Origin of the sequence: Microvirga sp. 2MCAF38, from assembly GCF_052115485.1 — a bacterium.
Taxonomy (GTDB): domain Bacteria; phylum Pseudomonadota; class Alphaproteobacteria; order Rhizobiales; family Beijerinckiaceae; genus Microvirga.
The window spans coordinates 440,275-457,969 of the sequence record NZ_JBFRGU010000004.1 but is presented as its reverse complement, the minus strand read 5'-3'; the positions used below and the strand labels follow the sequence as shown (position 1 = coordinate 457,969).

Genomic DNA, 17,695 nt, shown 5'->3' with positions numbered 1-17,695 from the left:
GCTGCTCAACCTCATCGCGCGGCCTTGCCGCAGCGATCATCGCGACGGGCTTGGTTCGGCGCGATGTTCGAACGAGAGAACCCTTTTGGGAGGAAACTGATGAAGTCGTTCGTTACAGGTCTTGCCGCAGCCGCGGCTCTCACTTTCGGCCTCGCCGCTCCGGCGCTGGCGCAACAGCCCACCCGCATCATCGTCGTCAGTCACGGCCAGGCCAACGATCCGTTTTGGTCGGTGGTGAAGAATGGCGTGGCGGCGGCAGGCAAGGACATGAATGTCCAGGTCGATTACCGCGCGCCGGAAACCTTCGACATGGTCGCCATGGGCCAGCTCATCGATGCTGCCGTGAACCAGAAGCCCGCAGGGCTCATCGTCTCGATTCCCGACGCTTCGGCGCTCGGGCCCTCGATCAAGAAGGCGGTTGCCGCCGGCATCCCCGTCATCTCCATGAATTCGGGCTCCGACGTTTCGAAGGGGCTCGGCGCACTGCTCCATGTGGGTCAGGATGAGGCCGATGCCGGCAAGATCGCCGGAGCGAAGCTGAAGGAAATGGGTGGCAAGGTCGGCCTTTGCGTCAACCATGAGGTCGGCAACGTCTCGCTCGATCTGCGCTGCAAGGGCTTTGCTGAGGGCTTCGGCGGTAAGGTCACGGTGCTCCCGGTCTCCTCAGATCCGGCCGACATCCGCGCCAAGGTCAAGGCGGCTGTGGCGTCCGATCCGTCCATCGACACCGTGATGGCACTGAGCGCGCCGCTCGGCGGCGAGCCCGTGGTGGCCGCGATCAAGGAAACCGGCAAGTCCGGCATCCGCGTCGTCTCCTTCGATATGTCGGCCAACTTCCTGAAGGCGATCATGGCCGGAGACGCCACCTTCGCCATCGACCAGCAGCAATATCTGCAAGGTTATCTGCCGGTCGCGTTCCTCGCGCTTCAATCGAAATACGGCCTGATCCCGGGCGGCAACGTGCCGTCGGGCCCGAACCTGATCACCAAGGATAAGGCGGGTCAGGTCGTGGACTTGTCGGCGAAGGGCATTCGCTAAGTCGTATCGTCGGGAGAGCTCGCGGTCCGGCCGCGGGCTCTCACATTTTTCCCGATTGCGTTTGAAGGGGGCGTCCCCATGACGGATATCAGCCATGCTGCGGGCCACACGCCAGCAGAGGAGATCAAGAAGATTCAGGATGAGCGGCTGAAGGAGGTTTCCTTCGTCACCAAGATCATGCGCCGCCCCGAACTGGGCGCGCTCGCGGGTCTCATCCTCGTCACGATCTTCTTCATCTCCACTGCCGATCCGTCCATGTTCAGCCTCGCGGGGGTGATGAACATTCTCTCCCCGGCGTCGCAGCTCGGCATCCTGGCAATTGCCGCAGCCCTTCTCATGATCGGCGGTGAGTTCGATCTCTCCATCGGTTCGATGATCGCTTTCTCGGGTTTGGTTTTCGGCTCGTTTCTCGTCTTGACCGGATGGCCGCTGCTGCTGGCCATTGCCGCGACATTTATCGTCGCAGCTTTGCTCGGTGGCTTGAACGGTCAGCTTGTCATCCGTACGAAACTCCCGTCCTTCATCGTCACGTTGGCTTTCCTGTTCATCCTGCGCGGCTTGTCGCTCGTCGGTCTCAAATGGGCGACGGGCGGTTCCACACAAATGCGCGGCATTGGAGACAGCGCGGGCGAGGGCATTATCCGCGAGATCTTCTCCGGCAATGCGCTGGAAGGTCTGTTTTCGTGGCTCGCGACCCACGACATCATCGCCAAATTTCCGAACGGCACGCCGACGGTGACGGGCGTTCCCGTCTCCATCGTCTGGTTCATCCTCTTTGCCATTGTCGCCACGTGGCTGCTTTTGCGCACCCGCCTCGGCAACTGGATTTTTGCGGTCGGCGGCGATGCCAATGCGGCGCGCAATTCCGGCGTTCCTGTCGACCGTGTGAAAACCGGCCTCTTCATGTTGACGGCCTGTGCGGCGACGCTCGTCGCAGTGCTCACGGTGCTCGATGCGGGCTCGACCGATTCCCGGCGCGGCTTCCAGAAGGAATTCGAGGCCATCATCGCGGCGGTGATCGGTGGGTGTCTGCTCACTGGCGGCTACGGCTCGGCCATCGGCGCGTTCTTCGGCGCGATCATCTTCGGCATGGTGTCGATCGGCCTCACCTATACCCGCTTCGACTCCGACTGGTTCCAGGTCTTCTTAGGAGCCATGCTGCTCCTGGCGGTGTTGTTCAACAACTTCATCCGCAAGAAAGTGACGGGAGAACGCTGATGGCAACGCAAACTCCGCTCATCGACGTCCGCGACGTCGTCAAGCATTTCGGTTCCGTCATCGCCCTCTCCGGCATTTCCATGACGGTCAATCCCGGCGAGGTCATGTGCCTCCTCGGCGATAACGGCGCGGGCAAGTCCACACTCATCAAGACCTTGGCGGGGGTGCACAAGCCGACGACCGGCGAGTACTACGTCGAAGGCAATGAGGTGAACTTCTCAAGCCCGCGCGATGCGCTCGATGCAGGTATCGCCACCGTCTATCAGGATCTCGCGATGATCCCGCTCATGTCGGTCACGCGTAATTTCTTCATGGGCCGTGAACCTATGAAGGGCGTGTGGCCACTGCGCTATGTGGATTTCGACCATTGCGCGGAGGTGACGCGCGAGGAGATGCACCGGATCGGCATCGATGTTCGCGATCCCAATCAGGCGGTCGGCACGCTATCAGGCGGCGAGCGTCAATGCGTGGCGATTGCCCGCGCGGTCTATTTCGGCGCGAAAGTGCTGATCCTCGACGAGCCGACCTCGGCACTTGGTGTGGCGCAAACCTCGATGGTGCTGAAATACATCCATCAGGTCCGACAAAAGGGCCTCGGTGTGATCTTCATCACGCACAATGTCCGCCACGCCTATGCCGTCGGCGACCGCTTCACTGTGCTCAATCGCGGTAAAACGCTCGGCACCCACGGCAAGGCGGAAATCGAGATCGATGAATTGCAGAATCTGATGGCGGGCGGCAAGGAATTGCAAGCGCTGTCCTCGGAGCTCGGCGGCATGGTTTAAGGGATAAAAACGGCATGGAATCGCTCGGTATTGGCCTAATCGGCACAGGCTATATGGGCAAGTGCCACGCGCTTGCGTGGAACGCGGTCGCCGCCGTCTTTGGTGATGTGCCGCGTCCGCGCCTCGCGGTTCTGGCGGAGGTTTCGCAAGCTTTGGCCGAAACCAAGGTGCGTGAACTCGGCTTCGAGCGTGCGACAGGCGATTGGCGCTCGCTCGTGAACGATCCTGTCGTCGATGTGGTGTCCATCACGACACCGAATGCGTTTCATCCCGAAATGGCGATTGCGGCCTTGGAAGCAGGCAAGCACGTTTGGTGTGAGAAGCCCATGGCAGTGAGGCTCGCGGACGCGGAGCGCATGCTGGCTGCCGCGCGTGTTTCCGGCAAGGTCGGGGCGCTTGGTTACAACTACATCCAAAATCCGCTCATCGGTCTTATGCGTCGCGTGATCGATGAGGGCCAGATCGGTGCGGTCAATCATGTCCGCATCGAAATGGACGAGGATTTCATGGCGGACCCGGAGGAGCTGTTCTACTGGAAGAGCGAGGCGACTTCGGGCCATGGCGCGCTCGACGATTTCGGCGTTCATGCCTTGAGCCTGTTGTGGGTTCTCTTCGGTGGTGTCGCCCGCGTCTGCGGCCATATGACGAAACCCTATGCGGACCGTCCGGTGAAGGGCGGGGGCCGTCGCGCGGTCGAGACCTGCGACATCGCCACGACGATGCTTGAGTTGGAGAACGGCGCGTCAGGCGTGATCTGCCTGAACCGCTCCGCCTGGGGCCGCAAAGGCCGCATCTTCGTCCAGATTTTCGGATCGAAGGGCACCCTCATCTACGATCAGGAGCGCATGAACGAGGTGCAGCTTTATATCGCCGAAGGACCGAAGGAGACGCAAGGTTTTCGCACCATTCTCACCGCGCCGCATCACCCTCCTTACGATAAATTTCTACCCGCGCCGGGCCACGGGCTCGGCTTCAACGAATTGAAGATCATCGAGTGCCGTCAACTGATCGGGCGCATCGGCGGTGAGAAGGGCACGCTGATCGATTTCGAGGATGGTATCCGCATCGAGCGCACGGTCGATGCGATTGCGCGTAGTGCGCATGAGGGACGGTGGATTGAAGTCGCGGCGAGTGTAACGGAGGCGGCGGCTTAAACATCTGCGATGTCATTCCCGGCCGGAGCGAAGCGGAGGGGAAGGGAATCCAGAGCGCTGAGCGTGGGGCGTGGATTTACGCTCGCCGAGATGACACGAGATGCCCCACAGCCTCACCCTGAGGAGGCCGCAGGCCGTCTCGAAGGGCGTGGCGTCTCCAGCATGCACTGGATCCTCCTTCGAGACACGGCTTCGCCGTTCCTCAGGATGAGGTGGAGGATAGCATGATCGCCTTTGGCGTCCGGAATGACGGCGTTGAGTGGTTCAGCCTAAGCCGCATGTTCGCGGATAAGATCCAAAAACGCCTCTGCGTAGCGTTCCAACTTCGCCTGACCGACGCCGTGGACCTCACCAAACTCGCCCCGTGATGTCGGCTTTTTCGCGGCCATGTCGATGAGGCTGCGGTCGGAGAAAATGACGTAAGCCGGAACGCTTTCCTCCTTCGCGAGGCTTGTGCGCAAGCCTTTGAGGGCGAGAAGAAGCGGATCGTCTCCCGGCACCACAGCATGGGCTTCAAGGGCTGCTCGCTTACGGCGGCGTTCGCGCGGTTGCATGAGCACGTCGGAGCGCAGTTCGATCCGCTCCTGCCCGCGCAAAACCGCATCGCCTTTGTCGGAGATGGTCCAGCGGCCGTATTCGGAGAGTTCGAGCGTCACGAGCCCGGCGGCGTAGATCTGGCGCAGGAGCGAGCGCCACTCGGTTTTTGAGCGATCCTTGCCGACACCGAAGGTTTTCAGCTTGTTGTGTCCGAAGCGCAGAACCGCATCCGTTTCCTCACCCATAAGAATGGTGATGAGGTGTTCGGTGCCGAAGCGTTCGCCCGTGCGCGCGATGGCGGAGAGAAGCTTTTGCGCCTCGATGGTGCCGTCGAAGGACATGACGCCGTCAACGCACAGATCGCAATTGCCGCAAGGCTCCGTCGTCTCGCCGAAATAGGCGAGCAGGGTCTGGCGGCGGCAGCGCGGCGCTTCGCATAAAGCGACCAGCGCATTGAGGCGCTGGCGCTCGATGCGCTTCTGCTCGTCGGCGGCATCGCTGTCTTCGATCTGCGAACGGCGCAGGCGCATGTCGTCGAGGCCATAGAGGGTGAGCGTGTCGGCGGATGCACCGTCGCGGCCCGCGCGGCCGATCTCCTGATAATAGGCTTCGATGGATTTCGGCAAAGCCGCATGGGCCACGAAGCGCACATCGGGCTTGTCGATGCCCATGCCGAAGGCGACGGTCGCGACCATCACGATTCCGTCTTCTTGGAGGAAGATGTCCTGGTTCTTCGCGCGTTCTCCTTGAGGCATCCCTGCGTGATAGGGCAGTGCGCGGTAGCCCGCCTGGCTCAAGCTGTCCGCGAGCTTTTCCGTCGCGTTGCGCGAGGAGCAATAGACGATGCCGCTCTCGTGCCGATGCTTGTCGAGAAAGGTGAAGAGCTGGCGCTTGGTCTGCTCCTTCGCCTGCATGGCGAGACGAAGATTGGGCCGATCGAAGCCGTGAATGAACGTGCGCGGCGCGCGCTCGAACAGACGATGTGCGATGTCCTCGCGCGTCGCCACATCGGCGGTCGCGGTCAGCGCGATGATCTGCACATTGCCGAGCCGCTGCCGCACCTCGCCGAGAAGCGCATATTCCGGGCGGAAATCATGCCCCCATTGCGAGACGCAATGGGCCTCGTCGATGGCGAGCAAGTTGACGCCCGAGCGGGCAAGCCATTCCGTCGTGCTCGTATTGGCCAGCCGCTCCGGCGAGGCATAGAGAAGCCGCATGGTCCGGTCGCGCACCGCATCCACCACGCGCCGGTTCTCGGCCGGATCGTTGGCGGAGTTGAGGCTTCCTGCCTCGATGCCGAAATGGCGCAACGCCGCCACCTGATCGCGCATAAGCGCGATGAGCGGTGACACCACGAGGGTCAGCCCTTCCCGCGCCAGCGTCGGCAATTGATAGCACATGGACTTGCCGGCCCCGGTCGGCATGATGGCAAGCACATCCTCGCCGTTCAGAACGGCCCGCACGATGTCCTCCTGCCCCTCGCGGAAGGAGGAGAAGCCGAAGACGTCGTGGAGAATTTTGCGGGGATCGGTCACGGCTGTCGTGTGACCGAGGGCTTGGATTCGGTCAATCCTTTGCCGGCATGGAGACAGGCGAGAACGCCTTTTGCAGCCGCGATGCCGGTGGCAAAGGTCGCCTGCAACAGATAACCGCCGGTCGGCGCTTCCCAATCCAGCATCTCGCCCGCGACGAAAACGCCGGGGAGGCGGCGTAGCATCAGATGCGTGTCGAGTTCGTCGAAAGACACGCCGCCCGCCGAGGAAATCGCCCGGTCGAGGGGTTTCACCCCGGTCAGCACGAGGGGCAGCGCTTTGCTTCGCTGGGCGAGAGCTTTAGGCTCGGATGGGAGCGCCCCGCCTTCGCGCAACAGGGCGATGGCGAGCGGGGAAAGCCCTGCCGCCTTGCGCAGGAAGGTCGAGGTCGATTGACCTTTGTGAGGGGCGCTGAGCTTTTGGGTCAAAGCCTCGACAGAAACGTCGGGCCGGAGATCCGTGAGAAGTGTTGCCTTCCCGTCGCGAGCGATAGCGTCCCGCAGAGGTGCGGATAGGGCATAGATTGCGCCGCCCTCGATGCCGTCCCGTGTGATCATGGCTTCGCCGCGCACGGTCTTGCCGTCGAAGGTCAGCGCAAGGGGTTTCAGCGGTTCTCCGGCGAAACGGTCCTTGAAATAGTCGGACCAGCCGATGGTAAAGCCCATATTGGCAGGCTTGAACGGCGTGACGGCGATGCCGCGCTCGCGCACAGGCTGGACCCAGCGTCCATCGGAGCCGAGACGCGGCCAGCTCGCCCCGCCGAGCGCCAGAATCGTTGCATCCGCTCTTACGCGGACTGATTCGCCCCCGTGGACGAAAACGAGGCGGCCTTCCTCGTCCCAGCCCTGCCAGTCGTGACGAAGCGCGAAGCGCACGCCCTGGCGCTCCAGCCGCGCCAGCCAAGCGCGCAGAAGCGGAGAGGCCTTGAAAGCCTTGGGGAAAACGCGCCCGCTCGTGCCGATGAAGGTTTCTTGCCCCAGGCCTTCGCTCCAGCCTCGTAGGGCCGCGGGGTCGAAGGCTTCGATGAGCGTTTTCAGGCGCGGCATGGCCTCGCCGTAGCGGGTCATGAACCGGGACAGATCCTCGCTATGGGTCAGATTCAGGCCGCCACGCCCGGCCATGAGCAGTTTTCTGCCGACCGCAGGCATGCGCTCATAAACCGTGACCGCAAGACCGGCCTCGCTTAAAATCTCCGCGGCGATCAGCCCGGCCGGTCCGCCGCCGATAATGGCCACGCTGGAGGTTGAAAGGGTTAACATGCGATCAGCTGACGCGGGGCGCTTTTCTGGACGCTTCAAGGCCGACATGCCATTCAACGTCGTGGAACGGGTGGATTCAGGCTCTCTGCATGACCGCCCGGGCCGTCTTTTTCAAGAGGAGCGGCGATTTCACGCCGCCATCATTTTAAGGGGTATTCATGAGACATTTTTCCTTTTGCGTTCTTGTCGCGCTCGCGCTTGCGGGCTGCGCCTCCGAAATGCCGTTGACCGGCACCCACAAGGTTCTCTCGACCTCCACCAGCGAAGCCCATGCGGCGGCGAACCTGATTTCGGCCTATCGCACCTCCAGAGGATTGAGCCCGGTCACGGTCGATTCGCGCCTCAATCAGGCGGCGGTACATCAGGCGCGGGCGGTCGCGGCGGCTGGCAACCTCAGCCACGGCGATTTCAGCGGCCGGATGAAAGAGTTCGGCATTCGCGGCACTTCCGCCGAAAATCTCTCGGCAGGCGGAGCGGATAATGTGGAAAACGTCATCGTTCGCTGGAGAAACTCGCCGGGACACAACAGCAATCTTTTGATACCGGAGGCCCGAAAGATCGGGCTTGCCCGCGTCGTTACCGATGGCGGTTATGGCCGCTATTGGGCTCTGGTGCTCGGTCAATAGAGCACGGCGCGAGAAGCGAATCGGGAGCAAACTTGGCCGTTGCGCGTTTGAAGAGCTTGGAACCTCTTTCAGGCGCGCGATGAATCTTCAACAAGCTCTTGCCTTCGCCACCGTCGCCGGAATGATGGCGCTCTTCGTCTGGGGGCGTTTTCGCTACGACGTGGTGGCGGCGTTCTCTCTTCTCGCCGCGGTCGCCATCGGTATCGTGCCGCCGGATAAGGCCTTTTCGGGCTTCAGCGACGATATCGTGATCATCGTCGCGAGCGCGCTTCTGGTCAGCGCGGCGGTCGCGAAATCGGGCGTGTTGGAAGCCGGCCTCAACCGTCTCGCGCCTTATCTTCGCACCACGCAGATGCAAGTCATCGTGCTGGTCGGCGTCGTCACGGTGCTCTCCGCCTTCGTGAAGAATATCGGTGCGCTGGCGATGATGATCCCGGTGGCGTTTCAGATTGCGCGCCGTACTGGCACGCCGCCATCAAGCCTGCTTATGCCGATGGCGTTCGGCTCGCTTCTCGGCGGTATCGTCACACTCGTCGGCACGTCACCCAATATCATCGTGGCACGCGTTCGCGGCGAACTTTTGGGCCAGCCGTTTCATATGTTCGATTTCACGCCGGTCGGCCTCGGCATTGCGCTCGCCGGCGTGATTTTCCTCGCCTTCGGTTATCGACTTCTGCCGCAGGGGCGAAAGGGCGCATCCTCGATCGACGAAGCGCTCGACATCAAGGATTACGTGACCGAGGCGCGTGTTCCGGCACAATCCGAGATGATCGGAAAGACCGTCGCCGATCTGCACAAGATGGGAGACGAAGAGGCAAAGGTTTCCGCGATCATCCGTGATGAAACCCGCCGGCCAACACCCTTGCCGGATGCCGCGATCCGCGCGGGCGACGTGCTCATCCTGGAAGGCGAACCGATGGCGTTGGAGCGCATCGTGGCGCGGGCCGGCTTGAAGCTGTCCGGCGAGCATCGCAAGCCCAAGACTGACGAGGCAACCGACGAGATCGGCGTGATCGAAGTGGTGATCGGGCCGAACTCCGTGCTCACGGGAATTTCGGCGGAGCGGATCGATCTTTTCGAGCGCTACCAGGTCAATCTGATTGCCGTCAGTCGCAGGGGCCAACGCTTGAAGGAAAGGTTGCGCGATATCGACCTTCATCCCGGCGATGTCATCGCTCTTCAGGGGAACCTCAAGAAACTGCCGGACACGTTGAAGGCGCTCGGATGCCTGCCTCTCGCCGCGCGGGATATTCGCCTCGGCAGCGCGCGACGCAGCCTCTTGCCGGTCGCTATTCTTGCCGCCGCGATGGGGCTCGTCGCCTTCGATCTCGTGCCCGTCGCCATCGCTTTCTTCGGCGCTGGCGTGCTGCTCGTTCTCTTCGGTGCGCTCAATTTGCGCGAAGTGTACGAGACCATCGAGTGGCCCATCATCATCATGTTGGGCGCGTTGATTCCCGTCAGCGAAGCGGTGCGCACGACGGGCGGCACGGATCTCATCGCCGCATGGTTGTCGTCATTTGGTGGGACGTTGCCGCCGACCGGTTCGCTGGTTCTCATCATGATCGCCGCCATGGCCGTGACGCCTTTTCTCAACAATGCGGCGACCGTGCTCGTGATGGCGCCCATCGCCGCGAGTTTCGCATCGAAGCTCGGCTACAAACCGGATGCTTTTCTCATGGCGGTCGCCATCGGCGCGGCCTGCGACTTTCTCACGCCCATCGGGCATCAGTGCAACACGCTCGTCATGGGGCCCGGCGGCTATCGCTTCGGCGATTACTGGCGGCTCGGCCTGCCTTTGTCGATCATCGTCGTCGTGGTCGGCATCCCGCTCATCATGCTGTTCTGGCCGTTGCGCTGAAAGGCGGAACGCATCCGCGTCTCTTTCGTTGACAGAGCATTCACGAAAAGGAGCGCTCATGACGCGAGGTCCCGGCCCTTACGACCCGCAACCGCATAGCCCAAGCCCAAGCCCCGATCACGTTCAGCCCGGTCACAATCCGACCGAAGTGCCCGTTCGTCAGCCGTCCGAGATACCGGGAATCGATCCCAACCGTGCGCCGGAAGGACCGATGAGCGATCCGGATGCGGCGCCCGTCAATCCTGGTCCGCGCGCTTGAGAATCAAGCTCCCATCAACCCGGCGAGCTTAATGTGTTGGAGAAGCATGATCGTCTTGCCGTCGATGATCTCGCCGCGACTGATCATGGAAAGAGCGTTGTCGAGGCTGGTCTCGATGACGTCGATATCCTCACCCTCCTCGCTGTTGCCGCCACCGTGTCCGATCTTGTCGCCGGGCGCGTAGCAGGCGACGAAAAAGACGAGGCGCTCGGTAACGCTGCCGGGACTCATGAACACATCGAAGACACGTTGCGGCTCACGCAAGCGATAGCCGAGTTCCTCTTCCGCCTCGCGTGCGATGCAGGTCTCGGGATCGTCCTTGTCGAGCAATCCGGCGCAGGCCTCGATCAAAGGTTCGGCATGTCCGTTCACATAGGCAGGCAAGCGGAACTGGCGCGTCAGAAGCACGGTGCCGCGTGCAGGGTCGTAGGGCAGGATGACGGCGCCGTTTCCCCGATCATAAGTCTGCCGCACCTGGCTCTCCCAGGTGCCGTCCTTGCGTTGGTAATCGAAGCGGTGCTTTTTCAGAATCGCCCAATCGTCCGAAAGAACCTCGGACGTATGATTGCGAATGCGGGTGTTATTCATCGGGAAGGTCTCCGTTCAACTCGGAGTGAACATGGCCTCTAGGCTGAATGCACCCTCATAAAAATGGAATGGTACTCTTCACCCGCGAGGCTCCGTCAGTTCAGGGTGGATGAAATGATGAGAGCCATGCCGGCAATCGAGGAGGCCAGCGCAACGATCAGCGCCCAACAATGGAGCCGGTCCGGCTCCAGCAGAATCAGCATGGAGCGGGTCCGAACGCTACGCTCTTCCAGCGCGGCATGGCGCTTTCCCTCCGCATTCGCGCCCACGTGAACGAAACGGATGGCGCTTTCCGAAAAATAGCGCTGCCCGGGCCGTTCGGTCTTCCGCGTGGAAGCGGGAGGGCGATGAATGGTGCTGTTCGGGTGCATGCGGGTTTCGAGAGCGCGCCTTGTTCGGGAGCAGTTTGAAACCCGCGGAGTGAATGGGGAGTAAAGCCCTGCCGATATCTGCGATCTCGGTAAATCAAACCTTTCAGGGGGTATCGCAGAAAGCGGGTGGCGTTTCGGTTCGGGATGGGAAAAACCATGAAAGCAAGTGTTTTTGGTGAGCCCCATGTCCTCCTCCGTCCAACCGACCATGAATGCCCGTGATTGGGCGCTTCTTATCGGCCTCTCCATTGTGTGGGGCGGGTCCTTCCTGTTCGTCGGCATCGCGGTGAAGGAATTGCCGCCTTTCACGATCGTCGCGCTGCGCGTGTCCATCGCGGCCATCGCGCTCATCGGTGTTCTTCGCGTCATGGGGGTGGGCTTGCCGCGTGACCGAAAGGTGTGGGCGGCGTTCTTCGGCATGGGGGTTTTGAACAACGTCATTCCCTTCCTGCTCATCGTGTGGGGACAGGGTCATATCGCAAGTGGCCTCGCCTCGATTCTCAATGCGACGACGCCGCTCTTCACGGTGATCGTCGCCCATTTCCTGACATCGGACGAGCGGCTAACCGGGCGACGCCTTGGCGGTGTCGTCTTGGGTTTCATCGGCGTTGCCGTAATGATCGGAGGAGCCGCCTTGCAGGCACTGAATGCGAATGTGCTGGCACAAATCGCGGTTCTCGGCGCGGCCTTGTCCTATGCTTTCGCCAGCGTGTTCGGGCGGCGTTTCAAGGCGATGGGCGTTCAGCCTATCGCCACGGCAACGGGGCAGTTGACGGCGTCGAGCATTCTTCTGCTGCCGTTGGCGCTCTTCGCAGACCGGCCCTGGACCCTCCCTATGCCGCACATGAGCACGTGCCTGGCGATTCTCGGCCTCGCTCTCGTGTCTTCGGCCTTCGCCTATATTCTCTTCTTCAGACTTCTGGCGAGCGCGGGCGCGACCAATACCGGCCTCGTCACGTTCCTCATTCCCGTGAGCGCAATTCTCTTCGGCGTGCTCTTTCTGGGCGAAGTGCTCTCAACCAAGCAGGTTCTCGGCATGGCGCTGATCGGCTCAGGCCTGCTCGTGATGGACGGGCGTGTCCTCAGGGCTTTGGCGCGGCTTTCGGGCGCGCGTCCCGTGCCGCGCGAAAACGGTTGAACACCATGTCCGGCGCGCTGGTGTTGTGGCGCGAGGGAACGAGGCGGCCCGCCCAGACATCCGTGGCGCGGGCACTGCGGAAATTCATGATCGGCTCTTCGCGCCAGGAGCGGGCCTTGTCCTCACGCACAGCGATGCGCGCCACATCGGCGTTGAACTCGGTCACGTACATGGAGCGCAGGGCTGCGAAGGGCTTGTCCTTGACCGGCTGATCCATGGTCACGTCAAGCGTCAGGCGCTCGGTATCGAGGGTCTTGAGGGAAACCGTTGCCGTGCCGCCATTTGCGAAGGTGAGGGTGAAGGTCATGGTTTTGGGGTCGAAGGCCACGTCTTTCAGATTCACCACCGGGCGCTGGTCCATCTCCACCGGTCCGATCAGAAACGAGGAGCCGTAGGCGCTCCAGCCAAGATGCTGCGGCGGTAAGGGGCGAATGCGCCAGTAGCCGTCCGCCGGATAGAGCACGAGCACTTCCTCGACCCGCTCGTTCCGGCGCACCCAGAGCTGCACCATGTGGAGATTGCGCTCGACCCGGTCGCCGATGCGCATGGTCACATCGCTCGGGCGCCAGAAATTGGGGAAGGAGAAGCCCGTCAGCCACATGTCGACGCTCTCGTAGAACGTCACCTTGCGCGGCGGCGGCCCCTTGGAAGTTTCCTCCGAGATATCCTCACAGGCCGTCCAATCCGGCTCCCAGCGGTCCTGCCGCAGGTTGCCCATATAAGCAGGGTGGACTGCCTCAATCTGGAAATTGTGCACCTCAGGCGAGGCGAAGTTGATCGCCACATTGTCCTTTTCCGCGCAAAGGATAGGCTCGCTCGTATTCGTCACATCGACGGCAAGCCCGTCGAGACTGGCGGCCAGGGCCGGCGTGGCGGAGAGCCAGCCTAAGGCGGCGAGGAGAATAAAGGACTGGCGCATCGCGAAGAACAGTCTCAAGGGGCTATGTGTCGAAGGGTGGCCGCACAGATACCCTGGAGCGGTTCCGGCGTCGAGCTTGGGTTTGAAGCTGGCGGGCATTGATGCGACATGGCTGCCATCTCATCTGGGGTTAGGGGTTCGTCCCCTGCCTGTGATAAGGTCCTTTGAGTTCGTCTCTTTTAAGTACGATTGATGACGCGTCTTGTTCTGAACCCATCCGATGATCTCTCGACCGTATCGGTCGAGCGGGTCATCATGGAATTCCGCAGCGCCCGCCCGGTGGTGATCGAGGGCGAAAGCGCGGGTGCGCTTGTGGTTGGCGTTGAAAATCTGGATGCTGGGTTGTGCCGGCGGATCGATGCTGTGTCACAGGGTAAGGCGCATCTCGTCCTGCCCTCGGCCCGACTTCGGCGCCTCGGCCTCGATCGCGACATGCCCGGCGTCGTGGCTCTTCCGGTGGTGGATCACGCGCGGATCGAGAACCTCGCTTTGAAGGTCGAGGGGCGAATCGACGCTCCCGTCAGTCCTGTCAGCCGCCTCGACGAGGAGGCGCTGGAACTCGCCCGTCTTTCCCTTGTCCTGCCAAGTGTCGTCGTCGTGCCGGTGGATGAGCACGCCGACATCGATCCGGCTCTGTTGCGTGTTTCCGGCAAGGCCCTTCGCGCCTATCGCCGCGCGCAGGCGGCCGATTTGAAGATTGTTAGCCGCGCACCCGTGCCGTTGGAAGGTGCGCCGCAGACCGAGTTCGTCGTCTTCCGGGGCGGTGAGGGCCTGCGCGATCAGGTCGCGATCATCGTCGGCGCGCCGGACTTCACGAAGCCCGTGCGGGTGCGCCTGCACTCGGCGTGCCTGACGGGCGATCTCTTCGGCAGCCTGAAATGCGATTGCGGCGATCAATTGCGTGAGACGGTGCGTTTCATGGCCGAGAACGAGGGCGGAATTCTGCTCTATCTCGATCAGGAAGGACGTGGAAACGGCCTCGCCAACAAGATTCGCGCTTACAAGCTTCAGGCGCAGGGCTACGATACCTATGATGCCGACGAGGTTCTGGGCTTCGGCTCGGACCAGCGCCGCTTCGATTTCGCGGCAGCCATGCTCAAGCAGCTCGATGTAGCGGCGGTGCGGCTCATGACCAACAACCCGGAAAAGATCCGCGCCGTCAGCGAGGCCGGGATCGAGGTCGTCTCCGATCATCGGGTCATCGGGCGTCGTACGGCGGAGAATGTGCGCTACCTCGCCTCGAAGCGCGACCGTGCGGGCCACTACATCGACCCTGAAGGCGCGCTCGCCTGCTCCAAGCCCGATTGAGGCTTTCACCTTAAGTCCAATATTGTCACATTGAAGCAGCCCCCTAGCTTCTCAGATGCGGAATGACCGCTTCGGTCTGGCCGCCTCGATTGCGATTGCCGAGGGAACGCTCATGTGGAGCCAGGTTTACGACCCGTTTGGGAGCCCGGTGCTCTCGACGCTTATCGCCACGTTGCCGATTTTGTGTCTGCTCGGGCTCATCGCCTTCGCCAAGGTGCGGGCGCATCTGGCGGCGCTGACAGCGCTCGTGGTGTCGTTGCTTGTGGCCATCGTGGCCTTTGGGATGCCGACAGGCATGGCCTTCAGGGCTGCGGGCTTTGGCGCACTCACCGGCCTTTTTCCCATCGGCTGGATCATCATCAACGTCATCTTTCTCTACCGACTGACGGTGGCGAATGGCTCCTTCGTGATCCTGCAGGATTCGATTGCGGGCATCACGTCCGACCGGCGATTGCAGCTTCTTCTCGTGGCCTTCGCCTTCGGCGCGTTCTTCGAGGGAGCGGCGGGGTTTGGCACGCCTGTGGCGGTAACAGGCGCTATTCTCATTGGTCTCGGCTTCTCGCCGCTCGCGGCTTCCGGCCTGTCGTTGATCGCGAATACCGCGCCGGTGGCATATGGCGCGCTCGGCACGCCCATCGTGACCCTCGGCGCGGTGACGGGTCTTGATCCGTTCGCGCTCGGCGCGATGGTCGGTCGGCAATTGCCGTTCTTTTCGCTCATCGTGCCGTTCTGGCTGATCTGGGCTTTCGCCGGATGGCGCGGGATGTTGCAGATCTGGCCGGCGATCCTGGTTTGCGGGGTCGCTTTCGCGGTGCCGCAATTCCTCGTCTCGAACTTTCACGGGCCCTGGCTCGTGGACGTGGTCGCTTCTCTTGTTTCCATGGGCTGTCTTGTGGCCTTTTTGAAGATCTGGCACCCGGCGCAGATCTGGACCAGCCCGATCCTGCGCAGCGGCAGCGATTCGGTTTCCGCCGGCGCGCCTTCGCCGCTCGGCGCTGCCGCAACGCCGCACCAGTTGAGGAAACACAGCGCCGGCGACGTGTTCAAGGCGTGGCTGCCCTGGATCATCCTGTGCGTTTTCGTGTTCATCTGGGGCACGCAGACTTTCAAGGACGTGGTCAACCCGCTCTACTTTCCGAAATGGGTTTTCGAAGGCTTGCACAATCTGGTGCAGAAGGTACCACCGGTCGTCGCCAAGCCCGCGCCCGAGGCGGCCATTTACGGTTTCAATATTCTCACGATGACGGGAACCGGCATTCTGCTTGCGGCCATCGTCTCCGGTTTCGCGATGAGATATTCCCCGTGGCGTCTCATTAAAGCCTATGCGGAGACGTTCTGGGTCGTGCGCTACTCGCTGATCACCATCGCGGCGATGCTCGCGCTCGGCACGCTCACGCGCTATTCGGGCGTGGATGCCACGCTCGGTCTTGCCTTCGCGCAGACCGGCTTCCTCTATCCGTTCTTTGCCGCGATGCTGGGCTGGCTCGGCGTTGCTTTGACCGGGTCCGATACCGCTTCGAACGTTCTGTTCGGCGGTTTGCAGAAGATCACCGCCGGGCAGCTGGGCTTGTCAGAGATTCTGATGTGCGCCTCGAATTCGAGCGGCGGCGTCATGGGCAAGATGGTCGATGCGCAATCCATCGTCGTTGCCTCCACCGCCACCAACTGGTTCGGTCACGAGGGCGATATCTTGCGTTTCGTGTTCTGGCACTCCATCGCGCTGGCGGCACTCGTCGGCGGCCTCGTCATGCTCCAGGCCTATGTGCACCCGTTCACGGCGATGGTCGTGCAGTAAACGTCCAGACATGCAAAACGCCGCCGGTATGAAGCCGGCGGTGTCTTTTGCTTGTCCGCTGTGCTTCAGCGCGCAGGCATTCCGGTCTCGATGATCTTCGCCCAGAGCGACACGCCGTAGGGCGTCGCGTCGTCGTTGAAATCATAGGCCGGGTGGTGGCAGCTGGCAGTATCGCCGTTGCCGAGGAAGATGTAGGCGCCGGGGCGTTGCTCCAGCATGTAGGAGAAATCCTCCGCACCCATCATCGGCTGGATCGCGGTGTTAACGGCCTTGTCGCCGACAACCGCCCGCGCAACCTTCGCCATGAACTCGGTCCTGTCCGCATCGTTCACGGTCACCGGATAACCACGGACGTAGTCGAGTTGTCCCACCGCGCCGAAGGCGGCACAGACGTTCTCGACGATGCCGCGGACACGCTGCTCGCTGAGGTCGCGAATCTCAGGCGTGAGCGAGCGCACGGTGCCGAGCAGCGTCGCGTGATGGGGGATGACGTTGAAGGCTTCGCCGGCTTTCACCGAGCAGACCGAAACGACGGCGGCTTCGAGCGGATCGACGCTGCGCGAGACGATGGATTGAAGCGCGGTGATCACGTGGCTCGCCACAAGAATCGGATCCACCGAACTATGCGGCTGCGCGGCGTGCCCGCCCTTGCCTTCGATGACAAGTGTGAAACGGTCTGCCGCCGCAGCGATCGGGCCGGGACGGATCGCGAATTGACCGACCGGAATTCCCGGCATGTTGTGCATGCCGTAGACTTCCTGGATGCCAAAGCGCTCCATCAGCCCGTCCTTCACCATGGCGTCGCCGCCCCCGCCGCCTTCTTCCGCCGGTTGGAAGATCATGATGGCGACGCCGTCGAAATTGCGTGTCTCGGCCAGATATTTCGCGGCGCCGAGCAGCATGGAAGTGTGTCCGTCATGGCCGCAGGCATGCATCTTGCCCGGCACTTTGGACTTGTAGGGAACGTCCGTCGCTTCCTCGATGGGCAGCGCGTCCATGTCGGCGCGAAGGCCGATGACTTTCCCCGAGCCGTTTGACCGTCCGCGGATCACGCCGACGACGCCGGTTTGCCCGATGCCGGTGACGACTTCATCGCAGCCGAATGCTTTCAGCTTTTCCGCGACGATGGCGGCGGTACGATGCACATCGAACTGGAGTTCCGGATTCTCGTGAAAATCGCGACGCCAGCTGGTGATCTCATCGGTGAAGTCGGCGACGCGGTTGATAATGGCCATGATGAACCTTTTCTCGAAGAGGCGGACCAGCGAAGCAGAGACAGGGTCTCGTGGTCAATCCGTCAGGCGGGCTAG

The 17,695-nt window shown here is 62.1% G+C and carries 16 protein-coding genes; 10 read left to right on the top strand and 6 right to left on the bottom strand.

Translation table 11 applies throughout. From position 1 onward, the window contains the following. Window positions 1-99: 99 nt before the first annotated feature. From AB4072_RS11035 to AB4072_RS11020, 4 genes are all read left to right on the top strand, one after another. Complete coding sequence (locus AB4072_RS11035; RefSeq protein ID WP_441967972.1) at window positions 100-1,038, top strand: sugar ABC transporter substrate-binding protein; 939 nt, start codon at window positions 100-102, stop codon at window positions 1,036-1,038. 78 nt (window positions 1,039-1,116) lie between these two features. Beyond that, the gene (locus AB4072_RS11030) at window positions 1,117-2,256 is read left to right on the top strand and encodes an ABC transporter permease (protein ID WP_441967971.1); all 1,140 of its coding nucleotides are present in this window, start codon (window positions 1,117-1,119) and stop codon (window positions 2,254-2,256) included. Next, window positions 2,256-3,041, top strand: a complete 786-nt coding sequence (locus AB4072_RS11025; protein WP_441967970.1) for an ATP-binding cassette domain-containing protein — start codon at window positions 2,256-2,258, stop codon at window positions 3,039-3,041. The genes AB4072_RS11030 and AB4072_RS11025 overlap by 1 nt, the downstream gene beginning before the upstream one ends. 14 nt (window positions 3,042-3,055) lie before the next feature. Then, complete coding sequence (locus AB4072_RS11020) at window positions 3,056-4,195, top strand: Gfo/Idh/MocA family protein (protein WP_441967969.1); 1,140 nt, start codon at window positions 3,056-3,058, stop codon at window positions 4,193-4,195. A gap of 269 nt (window positions 4,196-4,464) precedes the next feature. On the opposite strand, the gene recQ is transcribed toward AB4072_RS11020, so the two are convergent. Together recQ and AB4072_RS11010 are read right to left on the bottom strand one after the other, a co-directional pair. Next, window positions 4,465-6,267 carry a DNA helicase RecQ gene (recQ, locus tag AB4072_RS11015; RefSeq protein ID WP_441967968.1) on the bottom strand — a complete coding sequence of 601 codons (1,803 nt, stop codon included), beginning with the start codon at window positions 6,265-6,267 and terminating at the stop codon, window positions 4,465-4,467. After that, window positions 6,264-7,523 carry a TIGR03862 family flavoprotein gene (locus AB4072_RS11010; protein WP_441967967.1) on the bottom strand — a complete coding sequence of 420 codons (1,260 nt, stop codon included), beginning with the start codon at window positions 7,521-7,523 and terminating at the stop codon, window positions 6,264-6,266. Before AB4072_RS11010 ends, recQ begins: the two co-directional genes overlap by 4 nt. A 158-nt stretch (window positions 7,524-7,681) precedes the next feature. Here AB4072_RS11010 and AB4072_RS11005 point away from each other — a divergent pair, with 158 nt between their 5' ends. From AB4072_RS11005 to AB4072_RS10995, 3 genes are all read left to right on the top strand, one after another. Beyond that, entirely contained in the window at window positions 7,682-8,149 is a 468-nt protein-coding gene (locus AB4072_RS11005) for a CAP domain-containing protein (protein ID WP_441967966.1), read from the top strand. A gap of 79 nt (window positions 8,150-8,228) precedes the next feature. After that, window positions 8,229-10,007, top strand: coding sequence for an SLC13 family permease (locus AB4072_RS11000; RefSeq protein WP_441967965.1), 1,779 nt, complete (start codon window positions 8,229-8,231; stop codon window positions 10,005-10,007). 58 nt (window positions 10,008-10,065) lie between these two features. Then, window positions 10,066-10,266, top strand: a complete 201-nt coding sequence (locus AB4072_RS10995; RefSeq protein ID WP_441967964.1) for a hypothetical protein — start codon at window positions 10,066-10,068, stop codon at window positions 10,264-10,266. A gap of 3 nt (window positions 10,267-10,269) precedes the next feature. Here AB4072_RS10995 and AB4072_RS10990 read toward each other — a convergent pair whose 3' ends face one another. Together AB4072_RS10990 and AB4072_RS10985 are read right to left on the bottom strand one after the other, a co-directional pair. Continuing rightward, the gene (locus AB4072_RS10990) at window positions 10,270-10,854 is read right to left on the bottom strand and encodes an NUDIX domain-containing protein (RefSeq protein WP_441967963.1); all 585 of its coding nucleotides are present in this window, start codon (window positions 10,852-10,854) and stop codon (window positions 10,270-10,272) included. A gap of 95 nt (window positions 10,855-10,949) precedes the next feature. Continuing rightward, entirely contained in the window at window positions 10,950-11,225 is a 276-nt protein-coding gene (locus AB4072_RS10985) for a hypothetical protein (RefSeq protein ID WP_441967962.1), read from the bottom strand. Between the two features lie 184 nt (window positions 11,226-11,409). On the opposite strand from AB4072_RS10985, the gene AB4072_RS10980 reads away from it, so the two are divergent. Then, window positions 11,410-12,363, top strand: a complete 954-nt coding sequence (locus AB4072_RS10980) for a DMT family transporter (protein WP_441967961.1) — start codon at window positions 11,410-11,412, stop codon at window positions 12,361-12,363. Here AB4072_RS10980 and AB4072_RS10975 read toward each other — a convergent pair. Beyond that, complete coding sequence (locus AB4072_RS10975; protein WP_441967960.1) at window positions 12,308-13,282, bottom strand: hypothetical protein; 975 nt, start codon at window positions 13,280-13,282, stop codon at window positions 12,308-12,310. The two genes, AB4072_RS10980 and AB4072_RS10975, sit on opposite strands and share 56 nt — an antisense overlap. 192 nt (window positions 13,283-13,474) lie before the next feature. On the opposite strand from AB4072_RS10975, the gene ribA reads away from it, so the two are divergent. Next, entirely contained in the window at window positions 13,475-14,590 is a 1,116-nt protein-coding gene (gene ribA, locus AB4072_RS10970; protein ID WP_441967959.1) for a GTP cyclohydrolase II RibA, read from the top strand. A gap of 112 nt (window positions 14,591-14,702) precedes the next feature. Then, window positions 14,703-16,385 (top strand): L-lactate permease, encoded by a 1,683-nt coding sequence (locus tag AB4072_RS10965; RefSeq protein WP_441968089.1) that lies wholly within the window; start codon window positions 14,703-14,705, stop codon window positions 16,383-16,385. 65 nt (window positions 16,386-16,450) lie between these two features. Here AB4072_RS10965 and AB4072_RS10960 read toward each other — a convergent pair whose 3' ends face one another. After that, window positions 16,451-17,620 carry a M20 aminoacylase family protein gene (locus AB4072_RS10960; RefSeq protein ID WP_441967958.1) on the bottom strand — a complete coding sequence of 390 codons (1,170 nt, stop codon included), beginning with the start codon at window positions 17,618-17,620 and terminating at the stop codon, window positions 16,451-16,453. Between the last annotated feature and the right edge of the window lie 75 nt (window positions 17,621-17,695).